We start from the raw sequence: 24421 nt of genomic DNA, 5'->3' as shown, positions 1-24421 counted from the left end.
GTTGGGGCACTTGCGGGGGCCCTCGGGGGAGCCGTCAGCCGATGCGTTTCAGGGCCGTCTTGTACTGTTGGCCGCGCGCCACGTAGTGGGCGGTGTTCTTGTGCATGTTGGCGATTTCCTCGGTGGAAAGCTCCCGCACGATCTTGCCAATGCCGATGACCAGCGAATTGTCCGGAATGACCCGGTCTTCGGGGATGATCGCCCCGGCGCCGATCAGGCAGTTGCGGCCGATGACGGCGTTGTTCAGGACGATCGCCTGCATGCCGACCAGCGCCCCTTCGTGGATGGTGCAGCCGTGCAGCATGGCCTGGTGGCCGACGGTGACGTTCGGGCCGATGGTCATGGGACAGCCCGCGTCGACGTGCAGGACGCTTGATTCCTGGATGTTGGTGCCTTCGCGGATCTGGATGGCGTCGTTGTCGGCGCGGATCGATACATGCGACCAGATGCTGACGCCGGCTTCCAGCGTGACGTTGCCGATGAGGTCGGCGCTGTCGGCCACGTAGGCCTGCGGGTCGATGCGGGGGATCAGGTCGTTGAGCTGGTAAATGGCCATGACTAGGTCTCCGTTTGCCGCGCCGGGGCGGCAACGGGCGCGCCAACGTCGGTCTGGGGCGCGCTGGCCTGCGGGCGTTCTGCTTCACGCTCGCGCAGGATGCGCCGCTGGATCTTGCCCGTGGTGGTCATGGGCAGTTCGTCCACGTATTCGATTTCCTTCGGGTATTCGTACGGCGCCAGGCGCTCGCGCACGTGCTCCTGAAGGTTTTCGGTGATTTCGCCTCGGTCCCGGAGGGCAAATTCCGGCGTCAGCACCACAAAGGCCTTGACCACCGCACCGCGCTCGGCGTCCGGCTTGGGCACCACGGCAGCATTGGCCACGGCCGGGTGGCCAACCAGGCAGCTTTCGATTTCACCCGGGCCGATCCGGTAGCCGGCCGACTTGAATACGTCGTCGGCGCGGCCCGCATACCAGAGGTAGCCGTCCTCATCGACGGTGGCGAGGTCGCCCGTCAGGCACCAGTCGCCCTTGAACTTGGCCAGCGTGGCGGCCTCGTTGCGCCAGTAACCCAGGAACATGACCGGGTCCGGAAAGCCGTGGATGTCCAGCCGGTTGACCGCGATCTCGCCCGTGGCGCCCGCCGCGACCGGCGTGCCGTCGTCGTCCAGCACCGCCACGTTGTGGCCGGGATACGGGCGGCCCATCGAGCCGGGTTTGGCGGGCCAGCGTTTGTTGCTGTTGCCCACCACGTAGTTCATTTCGGTCTGGCCGAACATTTCGTTGGGCGTCACGCCCAGCGCCGTCCGGCACCAATCGAACACCGTCTCGCCCACGCTTTCGCCGGCGCTCATGATGGCGCGCAAGGCAAGCTGGTAGCGCTGGCGGGGCTCTGGCACCGCCTTCATCATCATCTTCAGCGCGGTGGGGAAGAGGAACGTATTGGTGACCTGATAACGTTCCAGCAGTTCGAAGGCGCGTTCCACGGAAAAGCGTCCGCGCGTGCCCACGATGGGGTGGCCGAAATACAGCGTGGGTAGCAGGGCGTCCATCATGCCGCCGGTCCAGGCCCAATCGGCGGGCGACCAGAACACGTCGGCAGGCTTGGGAAACCAGTCCTGCGAGGCGACGAAGCCCGGCAGGTTGCCGATCAACACGCTGTGGGGCAGCAGCGCGCCCTTGGGGGCGCCGGTGGTGCCGGAGGTGTAAAGCAGGATGGCCGGATCCGACGAACGGGTCTGCACGGCCTTGAATTCGTTGGGCTGGCGGGCCAGCAGGCTGCGCCACGGCAGCACGCGCTCGTCGGCGAAGCCGATGCCGATGACCTGCTGCAGGGCGGGGCAGTGTTCGGTGACGGCCAGTAGGTTGGCGCTGGAGGCGTGGTCGACGATGGCGACGCGGGCTTCGGCATCGCACAGTCGGCTTTGCAGCGCTTCGGGGCCGAAGAGCGCCGACAGGGGCAGGACCACCGCGCCGACGCTGTAGATGGCCATATGAGCGACCACGGTTTCCGGGCGTTGCCCCAAAACCACACCGACCCGGTCGCCCTTGCCCACGCCCATTTTCACCAGGCCGTTGGCGAGCTGATTGGCGGCTTCCGCCAGGCGGGCGAAGGTCCAGACCTCGCGGTTGCCGGACTCATCTTCGTAGTAGATGGCAATGCGCCGCGCATCCGGACTGCTGGATGCCCAGCGGTGGCAGCACGCTTCCGCGATGTTGAACTGGGTGGGCACCAGCCAGCGGAATGATTGGTAGAGCGCCTGATATTGGTCGTTCATGGCCCTATGTTGTAAGCATGTTGCGGCGTGAACGGGTCATATCGCCCGTTACTCAGGTGCAAGCATGACCTAGAGGGGCGTGAACTGCAATATCCCCGTTGCGTAACGGGGACGCATACGGGTTATCACGGATGCTTGCCTTGCCGGCGCAGCGCGGAGGGCAGGGCGGGCAGCGTCAGGGACCGCGGCGGGCGGTTGGCCGGGTCGCGCTGGCGTTCGGCCTGCAGCACCGCCCAGTCCAGAAGCTGGAGCTGGCCATCGTGCGTTTCTGCCAGCGCCGACAGGCTTTCGACCCAGTCGCCGTCGTTGCAGTACAGGATGCCGCTCACGTCGCGCAGTTCGGGCTTGTGGATGTGGCCGCAGACCACGCCGTCCAGTCCACGCCGCCGGGCTTCGCCGGCCAGCGCCTCCTCGAAGTCGGTGATGAACGACACCGCGTTCTTGACCTTGTGCTTCAGGTACTGGGACAGGGACCAGTAATGCATGCCCAGCCGGTGGCGAAGGCGGTTGAAATGGTGGTTGACCCACAACGCAAACTGGTAGAGCCCATCGCCCAGGTGCGCCAGCCAGCGGCTGTGCTGGATGACGCCGTCGAACTGGTCCCCGTGCAGCACCAGCAGCCGCAGCCCCTTGGCCGTGACGTGCACGTCCTCGTCCAGGACCTCGATGTCGCCAAAGGCGAATCCGGCGAACTCGCGGGCGAATTCGTCATGGTTGCCCGGGATGAACACCACGCGAGTGCCATTGCGGGCTTTGCGCAGGATGCGCTGGATCACGTCGTTGTGCGCGCGGGGCCAGTGCCAGTGCTTGCGCAACTGCCAGCCATCGACGATGTCCCCGACCAGGTACAGCGTGTCCGAGTCGTTGTGATCCAGAAAATCGAGCAGGAATTCCGCCTTGCACCCGGCAGTGCCCAGGTGAATATCGGAAATCCACAGGGCGCGCCAGTGCGTCGGTTGGATCTCGTTCACGGTCGCTTCCCTGTGGGCTGTGGTCATGCTTGAGAATGAGACCACCTACCGATGACGCGCGCGTGACGAATCCATGACGCGGTTGTGACGGCGCGCGCGGCCAGGCAGGCGCACGCGCACCACCCGTCCAGCGGATCAGGACTGCCCGGTGGCCTTCTTGCCCTTCAGGCGCTTCCACAGCCCGCCGCCCAGCGCTGCCGCGGCCAGGATGCCGACCTTGGCGAACTTGGCCAGGAAAGCCGCGATCACCGCGAACAGACCGAGCTTCTTGGCGGCGACGCCCGCCACCAGAGCCGCCAGGCCATACTCGGCGACCTTGTCGCTCGAGGCATCGAAATCGGCGTAGCGCTTGCCTTCCACGTAGTGCAGGTTGTCCAGCAGCGCCAGCACGGCGGCCTTGTCCGTGGGCACCTTGTTCTTTTCGGTGATCAGGTCCAGGGTGATGTAGCCGTCGCGGCCCAGCGCGTAGGTGTTGTAGTTGACCGTGGCGTCTTCCTCCGCGGCGGCGTCCTTGTGCTTGGCGGCCACCGACCAGACCAGGCGCTGCGTGTTGCTGTCGTACTTGGGCGCCTCCACCCAGCCGCCCACCGTCAGCTCCGGAAAGCCGCGCTTCTTGCGTTCCTCGTTGGACGCCTCGGTGCCTTCACGCAGGCTGTCCAGCAGTTCGTTGACGTTCCAGTTGCGGGCGTCGTCGTCCTTGATGTAGCCGGCCTTGTCGAAATTGACAGTGACGACCCAATCCTCGTCGTCGCTCTTGGGCATCACGACGCCCAGCAGAGAAGGATCCTTGCCGTTGCCATAGGCCTGCATCAACCGGTCGGCCTGCGGGCGCGGCACGAAGAACATGGTCTGGGGCAGCTTCAGCGTGGCCTGGTCGCCCAGTGTCACGTCGGTCGGCCCTTGCCGGGCGGCGGCGAAGGCGGCCTTTGAAGCCGCTTCGATTTCCTGCTGGGCCGATGCGTTTTGGGCGGACGCGCCTGCGTGCAGGAACAACAGCGCGCTGGCGAAGGCCAGCGACAGGCGGGAAAGGAATGCGCGCATGGTGAGAATGAAGCCGTAAATTAAATGGGGCCTCATTGTCCGGGCGTGCGGCTGTCATCTTTCTGAACAGGCGCGCGAAATAGCGGGCGGCTTGGCAAGCATCAAACGGCGATGCCGGCCGCGCGCCGCCGAGCGTGCCGGTCAGCGCGCTTTCTTGGCCTGCGGCGCGTTACGCAGGCGCGTGCCCAGAATCCGGTCGTGCAGAAACTGACCGTCCGGGTCAAACCATGACCAGATGAAGATGGCAAAGGGGGCCGCCACGATGAACATGTCCACGGACGGCCAGCCGGTGGCCAGCGCCGCGCCCCAGACCACGGCGGCGCCTGCCAGCACCAGCGGCCAAGCCAGGATGTAGCGCAGGATCAGCAGGCCGGTCGACGGCGTGTTGCCATGTCGGTCCACCAGCCGGATGTTCCAGGTCTTCATGGGCAGCGTCTGGCCGCGGCGGCGCCAGCACAGCACGAAGTAGGCGCCGATCGCCACGAACAGCCACGCCTGCCGGGCGGCCCGCAATTCCAGCGCATTGCGGCTTTGGGTGAGGGTATCCAGCAGGTAACCCGCGAGGAACACGACGCCGAACAGCAGGACGGCTTCGTACATCATGCAGGCAAACCGGCGCAGCCGATTGGGCGTCTCGTCGAGGTGGGCGTCATTCATGGACGCGTATTATCCATAAATTGTTGCCCCCACGTTTCGCGCGAAAAAAAACCCGCCGGTGAGGGCGGGTCTATAAAAGGGGCTATGCAGCCCCCAAGGGGAAAATCGTTAGGCCCGAAAGCCTGGGCCCAGCTTAGGCAGCGGAATGCGCGTTCTTGGCGCTCGTCTTGCCGGCCAGAGCCTTGATGCCGTGGGCCAGCTTGCGCAGGCCTGCAGCCAACGCCCGCATCGGATGCGGGCGGAATTGTTCTTCGATAGCCTGGAGCATCAGTTGACGCTCGAGTTCGTCGGTCAGGCGAATGGTGTTGTTCGGGTTGATCACAATAGCCTCCACGGGCTTGCACAGTTGTTTGCTACTAGGGATAACCCGGATTATAGGGGTTTACCCTGAAACTATGCAAGAGGCCGATTCAAGCTGGTGCAACCTGGCAACACCTTGGTGCTGATGATGCCCCAAAACCGCGCGGCCGGGCACCATAAGCAAAGATAGGCGCCGCATGTTGCGGCGCTTTTACAACGTGGGATGCTGGCGGAATCAAGGAAGGGGCGCCCCCGCGGCGTGTGCCGCAGGGGGCAGAACGCGCTCAGGCGTCGCGGTAGCCGGCGGCCACCAGCTCGAAGCCGAACAGGCGGCAATCGAGCGCGCCGTTGTGCAAGGGGACGCGCCGCTTGGGCTTCAAGCGCATCTGGTTGGGCAGCGTCAGGTCGCTGGTAATGACGTGCAGCTCCCATCCCGCGAAATTGCGCTTCAGGCAGGTGGCCCAGTCGCGCCACAGGTCGGCGTCCTGCTCCGCGCCCATGCGCTCGCCGTAAGGCGGGTTGGTGACGATCCAGCCGTGGTCGGCGGGCGCCACCACGTCGCGGGCATCGCCCACTTCAAAACGGATCGAGTCGGCCGTCAGCCAGGCGCGCTCGGCGTTGTTGCGGGCGTATTCGATGGCCAGGGGATTGAGGTCGTAACCTACCAGAGGCGCGTCCAGCTGCGGCAGGATGCGGGCGCGGGCGTCTTCCTTAAGGTCGCGCCAGCGGTACGCATCGTGGTCACGCAGGCGTTCGAAACCGAACGGGCGCGAGATGCCCGGGGGCACGCCCAGCGCGATCCAGGCCGCTTCGATCAGGATGGTGCCGGAGCCGCAGAAGGGATCCAGCAGCGGCGCCGCCGGATCCCAGCCCGCCAGCGCCAGCATGCCGGCGGCCAGGTTTTCGCGCAGTGGCGCCTCGCCCTTGTCTAGGCGCCAGCCGCGCTTGAACAGGGATTCGCCCGAGGTGTCCAGGTACAACGTGGCTGTGTGACCCGTCAGGAAAAGGTGTACGCGTGCATCGGGGCGTACCGTGTCGATGCTGGGGCGCTCGCCTTCGAGTTCGCGCAGGCGGTCGCAGATACCGTCCTTGGCGCGCAGGTTGCAGTACTGCAGGCTCTGCACCGGGCTCTTGATGGCCGAGGTGTCCACACGCAGCGTCTGTTCGGCGCCGAACCAGCGTTCCCAGGGCGTATCGCGGGCCAGATCCAGGATGTCGTCTTCGTGCGAGATCTCGGCGTGCGCCACCTGCACCAGGATGCGGGTGGCCAGACGCGAGTACAGGTTGGCGCGCTGGATGCCGGACCAGTCCGACGTGAATGAGCAGCCCGCCCGGCCTGCCTTGGCGTCTTCGTAGCCGAGGGCCTGCATTTCGGCGGTCAGCGCTTCTTCCAGGCCTTGGGGGCAGGGGGCGAAGACGGTGAAGGTTTCAGCTTGACGCGGCTCGCGGGGACGGCGGCTGCGGACATCGACGCGGGGGGCGGCGCGCTCGCGCGGGGCATCCCAGTCGTGATCTGCATCGGCTTCGTGCGCGAAATCGGATTGCTGCGCGTCGTCGGATGCTGCGGTGTGGTCGGGCTCTTGGGCGAATTCGGGGGCGGGGCCGTCGTCTTCGAACGGATCGTAGAAACGGCCGGCCGGCGTCGCCGGGGCAATGTACTGGTCATCACGCAAGCGCGGCGCGCGCTGCGGCGTGCGGCCGGCGCGCGAGCCGGGTGCGTCATCGCGGCGGCCGTCATCGCGGCGGCCGTCGCCACGGCGGCTGTCGTCCGCGCGGGTGCGGTCCGAAGCGCCACGGCGCGCCGAGGGACGGTCGGATTGGCCGCGATCGGAAGGACCTCGGTCGTACGGGCTACGGTCGGACGGACCGCGGTCGTACTGGCCGCGCTCGGCCTGCCCGGGGCGTGACTGACCAGACCGCGACTGCCCCGAACGCGGCGACGTGCCACGGGCGGGCGCATCGCGGCCCGCGCCGGACGGCCTGCGGGCGTTGCGGGCCTCTTCTTCCTGGCGCCGCTGGTAGCCCTCGGGGTCTTTCTGGCGTTCGGTGTTGTCGCGGGCGCGCTCGATCTGCGCGACCAGGCGCGCGCGGGCGCCGGTGCGGGTGCGTTTGGCAGCGCCCTCGGCTTGGGCGTCGCGGGCCGTTTTCTTGATCGTCAGCGTCTTGCGCGGGCGGTCCTGTTCATCAGAGGACATACGAATCCTGGCGAATGTGCAAAGGTAGGGGTATCAGAAGGGTTTGACGACGACCAGCGCCACCACCACCAAGAGCAGCAAGACGGGAACTTCGTTGAACCAGCGATAGAACTTGTGCGAACGGGTGTTCTTGCCCTGTTCGAACTTGCGCAGCATGAGGCCACAGGCGTGATGGTAGCCGATGACGAGCAGCACGAAAAAGAGCTTGGCGTGCATCCAGCCATTGCCCGGGCCCACGCCGATGCGGTAACCCACGTACAGCCACATCCCGAAAATGATGGCCACGACCGCCAGGGTGGTGGTGAAGCGGTACAGGCGGCGCGCCATGCCGAGCAGCGTTTCCTGGACAGCAGTGTCCGAGGTCTGCGCCAGATTCACGAAGATGCGCGGCAGATAAAACAATCCGGCAAACCAGGAAGCGATGAAGACGATGTGAAAGGTCTTGACCCAGAGCATGGCCATGGCGCGATCCGATGGAGGAAAGCCGCATTGTATGCGCGCCGGTGTGAGCACCAGACGCCTGGCGCTTACACCTCCCGTCAGCCGGACAACCTCAGATCACGTACAAATCCATATATTCATGGACCGGCATCGCTTCCAGCGTCTCCTGATCCAGCGACGCCGCCAAGATGCGCTGCTGCTGACGCGGTGGAAACACACGGGCCAGGTTGGTGCGGAATTTGGTCTCCAGCAGCGGAATCCCGTCGGCGCGGCGGCGCTTGTGGCCGATGGGATATTCGCAGACGATTTCATCCAGCGCCGAGCCGTCGTTGAACTGCACGGTCAGCGCGTTGGCGATCGAGCGCTTGGCGGGGTTGTGATAGTCGCTGGTGAACGCGGGGTCTTCCACGCAGACGATCTTGGCGCGCAGCGCATCGATGCGCGGATCCTGCGCGATCTCATCTTCGTAGTCGCCCGCGGTCAGGCGCCCGAACAGCACCGGAACGGCCACCATGTACTGAATGCAGTGGTCACGGTCGGCAGGATTGTTCAGTGGTCCCTTCTTGTCGATGATGCGGATGCACGCCTCGTGCGTGCGGATCCGGATCTGCTTGATGTCGTCGGCGCTTTTGCCCAGGGACTTGAGCAGATCGTGGAGCTGCATGGCGCATTCCACGGCGGTCTGCGCGTGAAATTCAGCCGGAAACGAAATCTTGAACAGCACGTTTTCCATCACGTAGCTGCCATAAGGCCGCTGGAACTTGAACGGCTGCCCCTTGAAAAGCACGTCGTAAAAGCCCCAGGTCTTGGCAGTCAGCACCGATGGATAACCCATTTCGCCGGTACGCGCGATCAGCGCCAGACGCACCGCGCGGCTGGTGGCATCGCCGGCCGCCCAGCTCTTGCGGCTGCCGGTGTTGGGGGCGTGTCGATAGGTGCGCAGGCTCTGGCCGTCGACCCAGGCAAGCGACACCGCGTTGATCACTTCGTCACGGGTCAGGCCCAGCATTTGCGCCACGACGGCGGTGGACGCCACCTTGACCAGAACGACGTGGTCCAGGCCGACCTTGTTGAAGGAGTTTTCCAGCGCGATGCAGCCCTGGATTTCGTGTGCCTTGATCATGCCGGTCAGCACGTCGCGCATGGACAGGGGCGGCTTGCCCGCCGCGACCGCCGTGCGCGACAGCCAGTCGGCTGTGGCAAGGATGCCGCCCAGGTTGTCGGACGGGTGGCCCCATTCGGCGGCGAGCCAGGTGTCGTTGAAGTCCAGCCAGCGGATCATCGTGCCGATGTTGAACGCCGCCTGGACCGGGTCAAGCTGGAACTGCGTGCCGGGCACCTTGGCGCCTTGCGGCACTACGGTGCCCGGCACGACCGGACCCAGCAGCTTCCTGCACGCCGGATATTCCAGCGCTTCCAGGCCGCAGCCCAGCGTGTCGATCAGGCAGTTGCGCGCGGTCTCGTACGCCAGATCGCTGCGGACTTCGTAGTTGAGCACGTAGTCCGCGATATCTGCCAGGACCTGGTCGGGTTCGGGACGGACGTTCGAGATCGGGGCAGACATAGCAGTACCTCTTCGGAAAAGTGAATACAGGTGGCCATGCCGCGCCCTCGATCGGTTTTACTTCCGCTTGGTTTTACTTGCGCTTGTCGATGGGCACGAACTTCTGGTCTTCCGGGCCCACGTAATTGGCGGTGGGACGGATGATCTTGTTGTCGATGCGCTGCTCGATGATGTGGGCCGACCAACCCGCGGTGCGCGCGATGACGAACAGCGGGGTGAACATGGCGGTGGGCACGCCCATCATGTGATAGCTGACAGCCGAGAACCAGTCCAGGTTGGGGAACATCTTCTTGACGTCCCACATGACCGTTTCCAGGCGTTCGGCGATGTCGAACATCTTGGTCGTGCCGGCCTTCTTGGACAGTTTCTTGGCGACGTCCTTGATGACCTTGTTGCGCGGGTCGGAAATCGTGTAGACCGGGTGACCGAAGCCGATGATGACTTCCTTGGCTTCCACGCGGCGGCGGATGTCGGCCTCGGCTTCGTCCGGCGTTTCGTAGCGCTTCTGGACTTCGAATGCGACTTCGTTGGCGCCGCCGTGCTTGGGGCCGCGCAGTGCGCCGATGGCGCCCGAGATGGCCGAGAACATGTCCGAACCCGTGCCGGCAATGACGCGGGCCGTGAACGTCGAGGCGTTGAATTCGTGCTCGGCGTACAGGTTCAGCGAAATATGCATCGCCTTGACCCATTCGTCGCTGGGCTTTTCGCCATGCAAGAGGTGCAGGAAGTGGCCGCCGATGCTGTCGTCGTCCGTCTGCACGTCGATGACGCGGCCGTTGTGGCTGTAGTGGTACCAGTAGAGCAGGGCCGAGCCCAGGTTGGCCATCAGGCGGTCGGCGATGTCGCGCGCGCCCGGGGTGTTGTGGTCGTCTTTTTCAGGCAGCACGCAGCCCAGCACCGACACGGCCGTGCGCATCACGTCCATCGGATGGCTGGCGGCGGGCAGGGCTTCCAGGGCAACCTGCAGTTGCGCGGGCAGGCCGCGCAGGCTGCGCAGCTTTTCCTTGTAGGCTTTCAGTTCGGCCTTGTTGGGCAGCTTGCCATGGACGAGCAAGTGGGCGATTTCCTCGAACTCGCTGGTATCGGCGATGTCCAGGATGTCGTAGCCGCGATAGTGCAGGTCGTTGCCGCTGCGGCCGACGGTGCACAGTGCGGTGTTGCCCGCGACCACGCCGGACAGCGCAACCGACTTCTTGGGCTTGAAACCGGCTTTTTCTTCCGGCTTGGCGTCCGATTTGGCTTCTTGCTTCTTGGGAGCCGTGCTCATGTCTCTACTCCTTTCCTTACGCGATGGAAGATGCAATGGGGGCGGGCGCCGCCGCGGGTCTGCCGCGGCGCGCGCCTGACGTTGCGCAACTAGGCCTTGCCCTTCTGGAAGAGCGCGTCCAGCCTGGATTCGAATTCGTGATAGCCGATGCGGTCGTACAGTTCTTCGCGCGTCTGCATCAGGTCGACGACGTTCTTCTGGTGGCCGTCGCGGCGGATCGCGGTGTAGACGGCCTCGGCGGCCTTGTTCATGGCGCGGAAGGCGGACAGCGGATAGAGCACCATGCCCACGCCGACGCTCTTCAGTTCCTCGACGGAGAAAAGCGGCGTCTTGCCGAACTCCGTGATGTTGGCCAGCACGGGCACCTTGACGGCCTTGACGAAGCGGTCGTAGGTGGGCAGGTCGTAAGCGGCTTCGGCGAAGATCGCATCGGCCCCGGCTTCCACACACGCTAGCGCGCGTTCGATGGCCGCGTCCACGCCGTGCGAGGCGATCGCGTCGGTGCGGGCGATCAGGTAGAAATCGCTGTCGGTACGCGCATCGGCGGCGGCCTTCACGCGGTCGGCCATTTCCTCGGTGGTGACGATTTCCTTGCCGGGCCGATGGCCGCAGCGCTTGGCGCCGACCTGGTCCTCGATGTGGCAGGCGGCCGCGCCGAACTTGATCAGGCTTTTGACGGTGCGGGCGATGTTGAACGCCGACGGGCCGAAGCCGGTGTCGATGTCGACCAGCAGCGGCACATCGCACACGTCGGTGATGCGGCGCACGTCGGTCAGGACGTCGTCCATCGTGTTGATGCCCAGGTCCGGCAGTCCCAGCGAGCCGGCCGCGACGCCGCCGCCGGACAGGTAGATGGCGCGATAGCCGGCGCGCTTGGCCAAGAGGGCGTGGTTCGCGTTGATGGCGCCGATGATCTGCAGCGGATTCTCTTCGGCGAGCGCGCGGCGAAAGAGGGCGCCGGGCGATTCGGGTCTGGCCATGGTTGTCTCCTGTTCTTGGTAGCCCACGACCTTATCGCGGGTCCGAAAAATAAATCTGTCCCCTGCGCGACAATCCCCGCGGCAAGATCTTTCGCGAAGAGAGCGAAGAGACAGGTGTATTTCACGGTACTGCGGTATTCGATGCGTACGAATTGCGGCATGCATCGGGCATGTATTGCGGCACTTCAGCTGCCGCGCGCAATGCGGTCCCGCTTAAGGATTGGGCCCGCATGAACGGGCCCAATCCTTTTACTGCGCGCTGCTTACTTCAGCAGGTCCTTGACGCCGTCGCGCTCTTCGAGGAGCTCTTTCAGCGTGAAGTCCAGGCGCTCACGCGAGAAGGCGTCGATTTCCAGGCCTTCGACGCGCTTGTATTCGCCGTTTTCGGTGGTGACCGGCACGCCGTAGATGATGCCTTCGGGGATGCCGTAGGAGCCGTCCGACGGGATGCCCATCGTGACCCACTTGCCGTTGCTGCCCAGGACCCAGTCACGGACGTGGTCGATGGCGGCGTTGGCGGCCGAAGCGGCCGAGGACAGGCCACGGGCTTCGATGATGGCGGCGCCGCGCTTGCCCACCGTGGGGATGAACGTGTCGCGGTTCCAAGCGTCGTCGTTGATCAGCTTGGACAGCGATTCGCCGCCGACGGTGGCGAAGCGGAAGTCGGGGTACATCGTGGGCGAGTGGTTGCCCCACACGACCAGCTTTTCGATGTCGGCGACGGCCTTGCCAGACTTGGCGGCCAGTTGCGACAAGGCGCGGTTGTGGTCCAGGCGCAGCATGGCGGTGAAGTTCTTGGCGGGCAGGTCCGGCGCCGACTTCATGGCGATGTAGGCATTGGTGTTGGCAGGGTTGCCGACGACCAGGACCTTGACGTTGCGGCTGGCGACGTCGTTCAGGGCCTTGCCCTGAGCCGTGAAGATCTGTGCGTTGACGGACAGCAGGTCCTTGCGTTCCATGCCCGGGCCGCGCGGACGGGCGCCAACCAGCAGGGCCACGTCGGCGTCCTTGAAGGCGGTGCGCGGGTCGCTGTGCGCGGTGACTTCCTGCAGCAGCGGGAAGGCGCAGTCATCCAGTTCCATGATGACGCCCTTCAGGGCCTTTTGCGCTTTCTCGTCGGGGATTTCCAGCAGTTGCAGGATGACGGGTTGATCTTTACCCAGCATTTCGCCCGAGGCGATGCGGAATAGCAGTGCGTAACCGATTTGGCCGGCGGCGCCGGTGACGGCGACACGCAAGGCAGGCTTGGACATGGACGTTCTCCGTAATGGTTTGGCGAGAAAAAAATCTCACCAATCAGTGTAATCGTTGGGCGCGGTAACAAGCGGCCGCCAGGGGCGCTGCGCGTCGCGCGGACAGCTTTGAATCCTAGATCGAATTAACGTAAGCGTCAATTGATCTTCTATCTTATATAAGACATAAGACGTTGGACAGCTCGCCTCCCGATATGCCACAATAGAGCGTTTATTCGAATGCGCCGCGGCCCGCTGGGCCGCGCGCCTGTATCAAGCCGTAAGGCTGGCGGCAGCAGCGCATCGGATGAGTCTGCATCCCTTGGTGCTGCCTTCTCATTCATCCGGATAAACATGACACTTTCAAGAAGATCCATGGCAGAGCCTAGGCCCGAAACCTCCTTACGCAATCGCGCCGCCCGTCCAACGGGCGAGGGAGCCGCTTTCAGTCCGCTCTACCGCCAGATCAAGGATCTGCTTGTCCAAAGCCTCGAACGCGGCGAATGGAAGCCCGGCGAGCTCATCCCCAGCGAAATCGATCTGGCCGCCCGTTTTCAGGTGAGCCAGGGCACGGTGCGCAAGGCGGTCGATGAGCTGGCCGCCGAGCACATGCTGCTGCGCCGCCAGGGCAAGGGCACTTTTGTCGCCACCCACCACGAAGCCCGCGTGCGCTACCGTTTCCTGCGCCTGGCCCCCGACGAAGAGGGCGAGGCCGGCCGCGCCGAAAGCCGCATCCTGGAATGCCGCCGCACCCGCGCGCCCGCCGAAATCGCCCGCGCGCTGGACCTGCGCGCGGGCGAGACTGTCGTCATGATCCGCCGCCTGCTGTCCATGGGGCAGACACCGACCGTGCTGGACGACATCTGGCTCCCCGGTTCCATATTCCGTGGTCTCACCCTTGAGCTGCTGACCGCCAACAAGGCGCCGCTCTATGGCCTTTTTGAATCCGAGTTCGGCGTCAGCATGGTGCGCGCGGACGAGAAGCTGCGCGCGGTCGCCGCGCCGGCTGAAGTCTGTACGCTGCTTAATGTTGCCGCCGGCACGCCGTTGTTGCAGGTAGACCGGGTGTCTTACACATACGGTGACCGCCCCATGGAAATCCGCCGGGGGTTGTACTTGACCGATCGATACCACTACCGCAATAGTCTGAATTGATGAGCTTTTTACCTACGATTTGATACCAACCCGTCTCTGGGCGAAAATACCGCGTTTGCCCGCAAGGGCCGCGGCGATTTAGCCGTAACGATTCCCTAGTTCCGAAACACCGAGGCCGTCATGTCCGACACCGCTGCCAAGCCACGTCCGCAGTTTCGCAATATTGGTATTGCGCAAATTGCCAGTTACCGCCTGCCCCTGGCCGGCAAGCTGTCCATTCTGCACCGCGTCAGCGGCGCGTTGTTGTTCCTCTGTCTTCCCTTGGTCATCCTGCCGCTCTTCGCGGCCAGCGTGGCCGCACCGCAGACGTTCGCCGCCGTGGCCGCGTACGCCGGCAACCCGATCGTCAAGCTCGTTTTCCTCGTCCTCGTCTGGGGCTACCTGCATCACTTCTGTGCGGGCATCCGGTACCTGCTCCTGGATCTGCACATCGGCATCGACAAGCAGTCCTCCAAGAAGAGCGCCGGCGTGGTGTTCGGCGTCAGCCTCGCGCTGACCCTGGTGTTCGCTCTCAAACTGTTCGGAGTGCTGTAAATGGCCGCCGCTAAAAACTACGGACCCAAGCGCCTGGTCGTCGGCGCGCACTATGGCGTCATGGATTTCATCATCCAGCGCATCACCGCCGTCATCATGGCCGTGTACACGCTGGTGCTGCTCATCGGCATCCTGATGATGCCGGCCTTCACGTATGAACACTGGACCGCGCTGTTCAATTTCTACGTGGGCGTTCTTCCGGTTGGCCAGATCCTGGCCACCCTTGCATTCATTGCGCTGGCCTGGCATGCCTGGATTGGCGTGCGCGACATCTGGATGGACTACGTCAAGTCGGTGGGCGTGCGCCTGCTGATGCAAGTGCTGACGATCCTCTGGCTGGTCGGTTCGGTCGTTTACTTCGCGCAAATCCTCTGGAGCATTTAAGCCGTGGTCTCTGTCCTGAAATCCCTGCCGCGCCGCCAGTTTGATGTGGTGGTCGTGGGCGCCGGCGGAGCCGGCATGCGTTGTTCGCTGCAACTGTCCCAAGCGGGCCTGTCCGTTGCGGTGCTCTCCAAAGTGTTCCCCACGCGTTCGCACACCGTTGCTGCGCAAGGCGGCGTGAGCGCCTCGCTGGGCAACATGAGCGAAGACAACTGGTACTGGCACATGTACGACACCGTCAAGGGTTCGGACTGGCTGGGCGACCAGGACGCCATCGAATTCATGTGCCGTGAAGCGCCGAACGCCGTGTACGAGCTCGAGCACTTCGGCATGCCGTTCGACCGCAACCCCGACGGCACGATCTACCAGCGTCCGTTCGGCGGCCACACCGCCAACTTCGGCGAAAAGCCGGTCCAGCGCGCCTGTGCCGCTGCCGACCGTACCGGCCACGCCCTGCTGCACACCCTGTACCAGCGGAACGTTGCCGCGCGCACCCAGTTCTTCGTCGAATGGATGGCGCTGGACCTGCTGCGCAACGAAGCCGGCGACGTCGTGGGCGTGACCGCCCTCGAAATGGAAACGGGCGAAATCTACATCCTGGAAGCCAAGACCACGGTGCTGGCCACCGGCGGCGCGGGCCGTATCTGGGCCGCTTCCACCAACGCGTTCATCAACACCGGCGACGGCCTGGGCATGGCTGCCCGTGCCGGCATCCCGCTGCAGGACATGGAATTCTGGCAGTTCCACCCGACCGGCGTGGCCGGCGCGGGCGTGCTGATCACGGAAGGCGTGCGCGGCGAAGGCGGCATCCTGCTGAACAAGGATGGCGAGCGCTTCATGGAGCGCTATGCGCCCACGCTGAAGGATCTGGCGCCGCGTGACTTCGTGTCGCGCTCGATGGACCAGGAAATCAAGGAAGGCCGCGGCTGCGGTCCGGATGGCAGCTACGTGGTGCTCAAGCTCGATCACCTGGGCGCCGACGTCATCAACAAGCGCCTGCCCTCGATCCGCGAAATCGCCATCAAGTTCGGCAACGTGGACCCGATCAAGGAACCGATCCCCGTCGTTCCGACCATCCACTACCAGATGGGCGGCATTCCGGCCAACTACCACGGCCAGGTGCTGACGCGCGAAAACGGCGAGAACAAGATCGTCAACGGCCTGTACGCCATCGGCGAGTGCGCCGCGGTCTCGGTCCACGGCGCGAACCGCCTGGGCACGAACTCGCTGCTCGATCTGATCGTGTTCGGCCGCGCCACCGGCAACCACATCGTGAACTCGCATCCGGAGCGCCAGCGCGCGCACCAGGACCTGCCGCAACAGGCCGTCGAGTTCTCGCTGGACCGCATCAACAAGCTGGAATCGCGTACGTCCGGCGAAAAGACGCAAGACATCGGCAACGCCATCCGCTTCTCGATGCAGCGCCACTGCGGCGTGTTCCGCACGCTGGACCTGCTGAACGAAGGCGTGACCCAGATCGAAGACCTGGCCAAGCAAGCCGACAGCATCTACTTCAAGGACAAGTCCAAGGTGTTCAACACCGCCCGCGTCGAGGCGCTGGAACTGGCGAACATGACCGAAGTGGCACGCGCCACGATCAAGTCGGCCGCCGCCCGCACCGAAAGCCGCGGCGCGCACGCGCTGGACGATCACCCGACGCGCGACGACGAGAACTGGCTGAAGCACACGCTGTGGTACTCCGAAGGCAGCCGCCTGGATTACAAGCCTGTTCAGATGAAGCCGCTGACGGTCGAATCCTTCCCGCCCAAGGCGCGTACCTTCTAAGTCCGGATTGAGCCTACTATGAGCACCAAGAGAATCGTCAAGTTCGAAATCTACCGCTACGATCCGGACAAGGACGAGCGTCCCTACATGCAGAAGCTGGACGTCGAGCTCCAGCCCACCGACAAGATGCTGCTCGATGCGCTGGTGCGCATCAAGAACGACGTCGATGACAGCCTGGCCCTGCGCCGCTCGTGCCGTGAAGGCGTGTGCGGTTCCGACGCCATGAACATCAACGGCAAGAACGGTCTGGCCTGCACGACGAACCTGCGCGAATTGAAGGAACCGATCGTCCTGCGTCCGCTGCCCGGCCTGCCGGTCATCCGCGACCTGATCGTGGACATGACGCACTTCTTCAACCAGTACCACTCGATCCGCCCGTACCTCATCAACGACACGCCGCCGCCCGAAAAAGAGCGCCTGCAGTCGCCCGAGGCGCGCGAAGAGCTGGACGGTCTGTACGAGTGCATCCTGTGCGCGTGCTGTTCCACTTCCTGCCCGTCGTTCTGGTGGAATCCGGACAAGTTCGTCGGCCCGGCCGGCCTGCTGCAAGCCTACCGTTTCATCGCCGACAGCCGCGACGAAGCCACCGGCGAGCGTCTGGACAACCTGGAAGATCCGTACCGCCTGTTCCGTTGCCACACGATCATGAACTGCGTCGACGTCTGTCCCAAGGGACTGAACCCGACCAAGGCGATCGGCAAGATCAAGGAACTGATGGTCCGTCGCACGGTCTAGTTTTTGTGTATTTGAGGTGTACGAATGAGCAGGCTGACTGAACTGGAGCGGGCGCGACTGCGTTGGCGGGCGCGCCGCGGCCTGCTCGAAAACGACTTGATCATCACCCGGTATCTGGATGCCCACGAGGCTGAACTTACCGATGATGACGTGGCCGCATTGACCCAGCTGTTCGAGATGGGAGACAACGATCTTCTCGATCTGCTGCTGGCCCGTAAGGACCTTGAAGGCGCGCTGGATACGCCCAGGCTTCGAGGCATTATTGGCCAGATGCGCGCGCTCTGATTAATTGAGAGGAATAAACATGAACCTGTCTGACAAAAAAGCCACTCTGTCCTTCTCGGATGGCAGCGCACCCATTGAGTTCCCTGTCTACAAGGGCACGGTCGGTCCGGATGTGATCGACATCCGCAAGCTTTACGGCCAGACGGGCATGTTCACGTTTGACCCCGGCTTCATGTCGACGGCTGCCTGCGAGTCGGGCATCACGTACATCGACGGCGACAAGGGCGAACTGCTGTACCGCGGCTACCCGATCGAACAGCTGGCCGTGAACTGCGACTTCATGGACATCTGCTACCTGATCCTGAACGGCGAACTGCCGAACCAGGAGCAAAAGGCCGATTTCGACTCGCAAGTGACCCATCACACGATGGTCAACGAGCAGCTGCATTTCTTCCTGCGTGGTTTCCGCCGCGACGCCCACCCGATGGCCGTCCTGACGGGTCTGGTCGGCGCGCTGTCCGCGTTCTACCACGACTCCACCGACATCACGAACCCGCAGCACCGTCACATCTCGGCCATCCGCCTGATCGCCAAGATGCCGACGCTGGTTGCGATGGCGTACAAGTATTCGCAAGGCCAACCGTTCATCTACCCGCAGAACGACCTGTCCTACACGGGCAACTTCCTGCGCATGATGTTCGCCACGCCGTGCGAAGACTACAAGGTCAATGAAGTCGTCGAGCGCGCGCTCGACCGCATCTTCATCCTGCACGCCGATCACGAGCAAAACGCCTCCACCTCGACCGTGCGCCTGTGCGGTTCGTCGGGCACCAACCCGTTCGCCGCGATCTCGGCTGGCGTGGCTTGCCTGTGGGGCCCGGCTCACGGCGGCGCCAACGAAGCTTGCCTGCAGATGCTCGAAGAACTGCAAGCCAACGGCGGCATCGACAAGGTCGGCGAGTTCATGGAGAAGGTCAAGGACAAGAACTCGGGCGTGCGCCTGATGGGCTTTGGCCACCGCGTCTACAAGAACTACGACCCGCGCGCCAAGCTGATGCAGGAAACCTGCAAGGAAGTGCTCTCGGCCCTGGGCCTGGAAAACGACCCGCTGTTCAAGCTGGCCATGGAACTGGAACGCATCGCCCTGTCGGATCCGTACTTCGTCCAGCGCAAGCTGTACCCGAACGTGGACTTCTACTCGGGTATCGTCCAACGCGCCATCGGCATCCCGACCTCGCTGTTCACGGCCATCTTCGCGCTGGCCCGCACGGTGGGCTGGATCGCCCAGTGGAACGAAATGCTGTCGGATCCCGACTACAAGATCGGCCGTCCCCGTCAGTTGTTCACCGGTTCGGTCACGCGCGACGTGCCCCCGATGGACAAGCGTTAATTCGCTACGCCCCTCCGGAAGGCGGCGCCTTCCGGCAAAACGCCAGTCAGCTCAGCGCCGACTGGCGTTTTTCTTTGGCGCCTTGCGTTGGCAGCTACAGATAGTTCATCGTGAAAGTCACTGCCGAGTTAGCCGAACCGGGTGTGACCTTGTCACCGGTTTGACGGTATTTCGCGCGCAAGGGGATCTTGAAGCTGCCGCCCGACGCGCTGTTGTAGCCGGTAAACGGCAGCTTGGCGCCCAGCACTGCCGGATTTCCGTCTCCGTCCAGCAACTGGATGCCAACGCCCGTCGCGGATGAGGCCGCGTCCAGCCCGATGACCGCGTTTGCGGCGTCCAGGACGGGCGTGACGGCGTCGATCTGGTAGTGGATGGCGCTCATTCCCGCCGGGCAGCCATTCAACGAAATATCGAATGGAACCGGCTCACTGGATGTCCCTTTGCCCTTGAAGACGGATGCCTTGGGGGATCCGAGAAGCACGGAAACGTCGGGCGTGGTGCATGCCTGCGAGAACAGCAACACCGCCATGGTGACGAAATTGATCTCGAGGCCGGGATCCTGGGTGAGAATGCTGCCGACTTCATTCGAGAACGATGCGGTGGATGCAATGGTTATCGGCGAAACAATGCCGGTGGCAACCGGCCCGGTCTTAACGAACATCGCGCGTAGCTGTCCGCCGTTGGTGACGGCGCCTTGCATGTTGCATGCCCTTGTTCTCCAGTTCCGGCTGAGGGCTTGGAATGCCGACCAACTGCAGCCGTTGATGAAGCTCCGGGCGCCGATGATGATGCCGAGGCCGTCGACGCCCGTCGCATGGACCTCGTAGGTAACTCCGTCAACCACCTTCGTCTGTCCTGCGCTGGGAATCAGGGCGCGCATACCCGTGCCCGTGGTGGCCCCTCCGGAAACGTTGCACTTGAACCAGTCGGCAGTGGAATCGGTCGTCAGCCAGTCGGTGAGGGCCGTGCCAACGGCGGCATCCCGAGGTACTGTGATGTGCGGCGGCGTATTCACGGAAACCGCGCTTATCGTCTGGGTGCAGGTTGAGGCGGCCCACGAGGTGGTGGAACCCAGCAGGGCAATCAGCGTGGCCCCGGCAAGCAGGATGGTCTTTTTCATCAATGTTCTCGTCGTCAGTTTTTGGCGATCAGGCGGGGCGCCGTCTCTTCGCAGAGCAGGCCGGTTGCCTGAGGCAGCGATTCGGCCTTGGATCGCTGCTCGGGAAGGGCGTAACCGAACGTGCAGGTTTCGCCATCGTTCGCGCCCCATTTCACGGTCAGGACACCTTGTTTGTTCTTCAGTCCGCGCGCGAGAATGCGGCCGCCCTGTGCCACGACACCCACGCTGTTGCCCTCTGCGTCCCGCACGTCGGCGCCGAAGGGAAGGGGTTCGCCGCTGCGCGTGGCAACCGTCAGCAGCGCCGCGCTTCCAGCGCTTTCGGTTTCGAAGCTCAGCCGAACCACCGCGCCGGCGGTGGGGGCCACATGTTGTTCGGTCGCCTTGAGTTCGACGTTCAGCGGCAGGCCCTTAGGGTCGAGCTCGATGCTGTTTCTGGCGTAGGGCGTCAAGGTCGATACGACGCCGCGGCCCTTGGAATCCAGGCGCACCCCGCTGCTGGTCAGCACCCGGGCGCCGGCAGCGTCTTTGGCCTCGACGATTGCGATCGTTTCGCCGGAGTTCGGGGTCATGACGACGCCGCCGCCATACGCCACAACGCCGCCGGAAAGGCCCGCACCGTATTGCGTGTAGTTCGAGCTGGTGCTGGCGTTGGCCGACACGGCCGCCACCGGCGTGCGGTACGAGGCGTTTGCCGCGATGTTGGTGTTGGCTGGACCATTTGACGACATGGCGCGCCCGGCGCTCACGCCATAGTTGAACGCGTTGCCGGCGCCGAGGGCTCCCGCCACCGACTGCTGGATGCTGCCCGAACCATCCGATCCCTTCTGCATGCTGGTCGACGCGTAGACCGGGTTCTGGTTGCGGCCCAGCGGAATGCCCACGTTGAGCATGACCTGGTTGTCCCACTTCTGCGTACCCACGTTGAGCTGACGCGTCGCCGACACGCTGTAGTTCACGTTCTTGTAGCTGTTGCTGTAACCGGCCTGGAGCTGGGTATCGCGGCCGGGTTTGTCCCAGTAATCCTGCGTCGATCCGGTGAAATGGACGGACCCATAACCCTGCGGCAGTTTCTGGTTGATGGTCGCCTGCAGGCGGCCGCGCTGCGTTCCATATTGACCTGCGCCTTGCCCGTGCTCCTGCCGGGATCGCAGTTCCATGGCGTCGGCCATGCTGAGGTAGCCGCGGCTGGAATAGCGATAGGCGCCCAGGGTGAGGCTGGTGCTGGTGGGCTCCAGAAACTTGGAGTAGCTAAGTTTGACGCTTTGTCCATTGCGGTTCTTTTCTTTGGGCAGGCGCGTGGCCGCCTGCGTGATGTCCAGCCCAAACGCGCCGAAGTCCGTGTTCAACGCGGCGCCGCCCAATACGGCGCCGTAGCCTTGGGCCGCGGTCAGGCCGCCGTAGGCGGTCACGAGATTGTTGATGCCATGCTGCACGGTCGCTTGCGCCATCAACGGCCGATCGGCCGTCTGCGGCGTGCGGTATTGGCCCGCGGTCACGCTGTATCGGGTCACGCCCGGGCGCAAGGAATTCACGGCGCCAGAGAAAGGAACCCGGGAGACCAGGACACGGCCGTCGGCTTCGTTGACCACCATTTCCAGGTCGCCGCCGTATCCGGTGGCATACAGGTCGTCGATGATGAACGGGCCGGGGGCCACGGTGGTTTCGTAAATGATGTTGCCGTTCTGGCGGACCTGGACGCGCGCGTTGGTGTTGGCGATGCCGCGCAGGGTAGGCGCAAAGCCGCGCTGCGATTCGGGATACATGCGATCGTCGCTGGACATCTGTACGCCGCGAAACCCGACGCTGTCGAAAGTGGACCCGTCCGTGAACGCGTCGCCGATGACCAGCTGGCTTTTCATGCCGGTGATGTTGCGCTGCAGATTCGTCTGCACGCTTTGATACTGCAGGCCGCGCTTGCTGTCCTTGGTCGCGTTGCCGGTGTGACGCAGGCGCCAGGGGCCCAAGTTCGCGCCGGCATTCAGGCCCGCAAAACTCTGCGTCGAAGCCTTGCCATCGGCGCGAGAGGTGTAGAAGTTGGCGTTGTAATTCAGAAGCGCGGCGGGCACTCCTTCGTCCCAATGTTTGGGGTCCACGAAACCGCGGCCCTGCCGGACCAGCGACGCTTGCGGCACCGTCACGATCAGCCGCTGCTCGCCCGCATCGAACTCCGCGCGCGCTTCCTTCACCAGGTCGGTCAGCGCAACACATTGGTCGCCCGACAACCGTCCGGCGCCCGCGGCGTCAACCTTGGCAAGATCGATGCCCACCAGCTCCACGAGCGCCTGATCGAAGCACGCCTGAAGCGGCGCGTTTGCGGAAGACGATTTATCGATGCGCACGTCAGAGCGACCCAGCCAGCGGTCGTTCACCAGCACGTCGAGACGGTAGGCGCCCGGGATTGCGCTGTTTGAGCGCGAGAACTGGCTGACGTCCACGTTCGCGCCGCCCAGAAAGGCATCGTTGAACTCCACGTCCGCTTCCATGGCGGCGAGCTCGGTGCTGCCTGAGGCCCAGGCAGTTGCGCTGAGCAGGCTTAGCGTGATCGCGACGAGCGCGAAATGCGGCGTGGTGGCAAGACGTTCCATGATGGGCAGGGGCGTGATCAGGCGCGGCGCTGCCGGCAGGCTGATGCCGGCCGATCGTGCCGCGTTGCTGGCGTCGGGAGTGGGATGGGTGAGCAGACAGCCGGCCGGTCGATCCGGGCCGGTAATGCTTGTGTCGTGCTAGGTGGCGCTGACGGACCGGGCGCCTTTGACCGCGCCGCCATGGTCATTCAGGAAGCGGTACGTGACTTCGGCATTTGCGCCCTGGACCACGTCGCCCACAAGGGGAAGGATCTTTTTTTCGCCCGGGGCAAGCATGTCCCCGTCGGTGAACTTTGCGCGCTTGCCGTTGCTTGCCACGTTTACCTCGATGAAGGTGACGTGATACGGCGTGGGATTGGTGGCTTCGATGGCGTTGCGGTTGCCGGACTTGACCAGGCGCCAGCTGACTTGCGAGGGCGCGTCCTCGGCCATGCCTTTGAGCCCTGCGGGCCGGTAGAACAGCTTGATCCGCGAGCGGAATGCCATCTGCAGCAGGTTCTGGTTGGCTTTGTCCTTGGGCGGAATTTCCAGCACGTTGAGCCAGAATACGGACTCTTTGTCCTGGACCATCGGTTCGCCCGTGTGCATCAGGCGCAGGGTCTGGCCCTTGCCCTGGTCGATCCGGGTGACGGGCGGGGTCACGATAAACGGCACCTGGATGGATCCCGGCGCCGCCTTGGCGTCGCCCTTGTCGATCCAGGCCTGGGTGAGGGCGGGCTGGCTGCCCTCGTTCTTGAGCTTGACGTTGACTTCCGCCTGCCCGGCCTCGTAGATGATGCGAGTGCCGCCAATGACGACGGATGCGGTGGCCGGCGCTGCGGCGGAAATACAGCCTGCCAACGCGGTGGCGGCAATGACTACGTTGAATGGGTTCATCGGATTCCTCGGACTATAACGGTGGGTCTTGACTACTGATCCGGGCGGCTTCAAGGCATTGCAGAGGCCAAGCCTGGCGGCTTATTGGTAAATGATGGTGTATTTGGCGGTGGCGGTTACGTGGCCGGCGCTGGCCTGACCGAGTGCGAAATACTGGGCCAGGTAATTGAGCGAGGCTTCGCCGCTGCTCAGGGAAACGGCTTTGGAGTTCTGGGCTTCGTCGGCCACCGTGACGTTGATGGGCGTTGCGTCGCCATTCAGAAGACGGATTTCAACGTTGTTTGCGCCACCCGCGCCGATTGTCAGGTTGCCGGTTGCGGCATTGCCATTGGAGCCGGGTTCGAAAAGGGTGTGGACCGTGCCCGTGTCCGGGGTGCATGCGGTCAGTCGGATGGTGAAAGGCGTGGTACCGGCCGTTTGGCCTGCCGTGGTCAGGGCGTCGACGCCGACCGAGGGCATGAGCACGTTGAAATTCTTGTTGCCGCTGCCGTTGCCGTCGATGGTGCACGTGTTGGCGGAGATTGCGCCCGTGAAATTGATTGTGCCGTCGGCGGCGAACGCCAGTTGCGAAGTGGAAGCGAAGGCGCTGATGGCCAGCGCAATGAACACCTTGGATTTCATGATTTGATGTCTGTCAAAAAGGGCTGAAAAACGATTTGCCGACGGTGTTTTTCAGCGGTTCAGGGTGTGTTTCCGTCGACAGGGGTCATTAC

The 24421-nt window shown here is 63.9% G+C and carries 23 protein-coding genes; 7 read left to right on the top strand and 16 right to left on the bottom strand.

Going from position 1 to position 24421, the window contains the following annotated elements; translation table 11 throughout:
• Positions 1-34: 34 nt before the first annotated feature.
• From MHZ91_RS25315 to MHZ91_RS25260, 12 genes are all read right to left on the bottom strand, one after another.
• A complete protein-coding gene (locus MHZ91_RS25315; protein ID WP_239216254.1) occupies positions 35-556 on the bottom strand; it encodes a gamma carbonic anhydrase family protein in 522 nt (173 codons plus the stop codon).
• Between the two features lie 2 nt (positions 557-558).
• Entirely contained in the window at positions 559-2274 is a 1716-nt protein-coding gene (locus MHZ91_RS25310; RefSeq protein ID WP_239216252.1) for an acyl-CoA synthetase, read from the bottom strand.
• A gap of 125 nt (positions 2275-2399) precedes the next feature.
• The gene (locus MHZ91_RS25305; RefSeq protein ID WP_175122903.1) at positions 2400-3272 is read right to left on the bottom strand and encodes a UDP-2,3-diacylglucosamine diphosphatase; all 873 of its coding nucleotides are present in this window, start codon (positions 3270-3272) and stop codon (positions 2400-2402) included.
• A 108-nt stretch (positions 3273-3380) separates the two neighbouring features.
• Positions 3381-4286 carry a DUF2167 domain-containing protein gene (locus MHZ91_RS25300; RefSeq protein WP_175137364.1) on the bottom strand — a complete coding sequence of 302 codons (906 nt, stop codon included), beginning with the start codon at positions 4284-4286 and terminating at the stop codon, positions 3381-3383.
• Positions 4287-4427: 141 nt separating this feature from the next.
• Positions 4428-4943, bottom strand: a complete 516-nt coding sequence (locus tag MHZ91_RS25295; protein WP_175122901.1) for an RDD family protein — start codon at positions 4941-4943, stop codon at positions 4428-4430.
• Between the two features lie 133 nt (positions 4944-5076).
• Entirely contained in the window at positions 5077-5265 is a 189-nt protein-coding gene (locus MHZ91_RS25290; protein WP_008161862.1) for a hypothetical protein, read from the bottom strand.
• Positions 5266-5527: 262 nt separating this feature from the next.
• Entirely contained in the window at positions 5528-6916 is a 1389-nt protein-coding gene (locus MHZ91_RS25285) for a class I SAM-dependent RNA methyltransferase (protein ID WP_239216256.1), read from the bottom strand.
• Between the two features lie 555 nt (positions 6917-7471).
• Entirely contained in the window at positions 7472-7900 is a 429-nt protein-coding gene (locus MHZ91_RS25280) for a CopD family protein (protein WP_239216250.1), read from the bottom strand.
• A gap of 91 nt (positions 7901-7991) precedes the next feature.
• The gene (locus tag MHZ91_RS25275; RefSeq protein WP_239216248.1) at positions 7992-9443 is read right to left on the bottom strand and encodes a bifunctional 2-methylcitrate dehydratase/aconitate hydratase; all 1452 of its coding nucleotides are present in this window, start codon (positions 9441-9443) and stop codon (positions 7992-7994) included.
• Positions 9444-9516: 73 nt separating this feature from the next.
• On the bottom strand, positions 9517-10710 hold the full coding sequence (gene prpC / locus MHZ91_RS25270; RefSeq protein WP_239216246.1) for a 2-methylcitrate synthase: 1194 nt from the start codon (positions 10708-10710) through the stop codon (positions 9517-9519).
• Positions 10711-10799: 89 nt separating this feature from the next.
• The gene (gene prpB, locus MHZ91_RS25265) at positions 10800-11690 is read right to left on the bottom strand and encodes a methylisocitrate lyase (protein ID WP_175122897.1); all 891 of its coding nucleotides are present in this window, start codon (positions 11688-11690) and stop codon (positions 10800-10802) included.
• Between the two features lie 263 nt (positions 11691-11953).
• On the bottom strand, positions 11954-12943 hold the full coding sequence (locus MHZ91_RS25260; RefSeq protein WP_054429535.1) for a malate dehydrogenase: 990 nt from the start codon (positions 12941-12943) through the stop codon (positions 11954-11956).
• Positions 12944-13297: 354 nt separating this feature from the next.
• On the opposite strand from MHZ91_RS25260, the gene MHZ91_RS25255 reads away from it, so the two are divergent.
• From MHZ91_RS25255 to MHZ91_RS25225, 7 genes are all read left to right on the top strand, one after another.
• The gene (locus tag MHZ91_RS25255) at positions 13298-14077 is read left to right on the top strand and encodes a GntR family transcriptional regulator (protein ID WP_056322083.1); all 780 of its coding nucleotides are present in this window, start codon (positions 13298-13300) and stop codon (positions 14075-14077) included.
• Between the two features lie 120 nt (positions 14078-14197).
• Positions 14198-14611: a succinate dehydrogenase, cytochrome b556 subunit gene (gene sdhC / locus MHZ91_RS25250; protein WP_063952703.1), complete on the top strand. Its 414-nt coding sequence runs from the start codon at positions 14198-14200 to the stop codon at positions 14609-14611.
• Positions 14612-14995, top strand: coding sequence for a succinate dehydrogenase, hydrophobic membrane anchor protein (gene sdhD, locus MHZ91_RS25245; protein ID WP_008161843.1), 384 nt, complete (start codon positions 14612-14614; stop codon positions 14993-14995).
• A 3-nt stretch (positions 14996-14998) separates the two neighbouring features.
• Positions 14999-16777, top strand: a complete 1779-nt coding sequence (gene sdhA / locus MHZ91_RS25240; protein WP_175122896.1) for a succinate dehydrogenase flavoprotein subunit — start codon at positions 14999-15001, stop codon at positions 16775-16777.
• An 18-nt stretch (positions 16778-16795) separates the two neighbouring features.
• Positions 16796-17512, top strand: a complete 717-nt coding sequence (locus MHZ91_RS25235; protein WP_056322095.1) for a succinate dehydrogenase iron-sulfur subunit — start codon at positions 16796-16798, stop codon at positions 17510-17512.
• Positions 17513-17536: 24 nt separating this feature from the next.
• Positions 17537-17797, top strand: coding sequence for a succinate dehydrogenase assembly factor 2 (locus MHZ91_RS25230; protein ID WP_175137369.1), 261 nt, complete (start codon positions 17537-17539; stop codon positions 17795-17797).
• A gap of 19 nt (positions 17798-17816) precedes the next feature.
• Positions 17817-19127: a citrate synthase gene (locus MHZ91_RS25225; protein ID WP_006218129.1), complete on the top strand. Its 1311-nt coding sequence runs from the start codon at positions 17817-17819 to the stop codon at positions 19125-19127.
• 94 nt (positions 19128-19221) lie between these two features.
• On the opposite strand, the gene MHZ91_RS25220 is transcribed toward MHZ91_RS25225, so the two are convergent.
• The 4 genes from MHZ91_RS25220 to MHZ91_RS25205 all read right to left on the bottom strand — a co-directional run bounded on the left by MHZ91_RS25220 (position 19222) and on the right by MHZ91_RS25205 (position 24329).
• Positions 19222-20247: a fimbrial protein gene (locus tag MHZ91_RS25220; protein ID WP_175122894.1), complete on the bottom strand. Its 1026-nt coding sequence runs from the start codon at positions 20245-20247 to the stop codon at positions 19222-19224.
• Between the two features lie 14 nt (positions 20248-20261).
• Positions 20262-22832, bottom strand: a complete 2571-nt coding sequence (locus MHZ91_RS25215) for a fimbria/pilus outer membrane usher protein (protein ID WP_239216244.1) — start codon at positions 22830-22832, stop codon at positions 20262-20264.
• A 138-nt stretch (positions 22833-22970) separates the two neighbouring features.
• The gene (locus tag MHZ91_RS25210; protein ID WP_175122892.1) at positions 22971-23708 is read right to left on the bottom strand and encodes a fimbria/pilus periplasmic chaperone; all 738 of its coding nucleotides are present in this window, start codon (positions 23706-23708) and stop codon (positions 22971-22973) included.
• A gap of 81 nt (positions 23709-23789) precedes the next feature.
• A complete protein-coding gene (locus MHZ91_RS25205) occupies positions 23790-24329 on the bottom strand; it encodes a fimbrial protein (RefSeq protein WP_175122891.1) in 540 nt (179 codons plus the stop codon).
• Between the last annotated feature and the right edge of the window lie 92 nt (positions 24330-24421).

The organism is Achromobacter sp. ACRQX (genome assembly GCF_022346505.1).
GTDB classification, from domain to species: Bacteria; Pseudomonadota; Gammaproteobacteria; order Burkholderiales; family Burkholderiaceae_B; genus Achromobacter; species Achromobacter animicus.
Note: the sequence above shows the minus strand (reverse complement) of the source record. Positions and strands in the feature narration are given on the sequence as shown.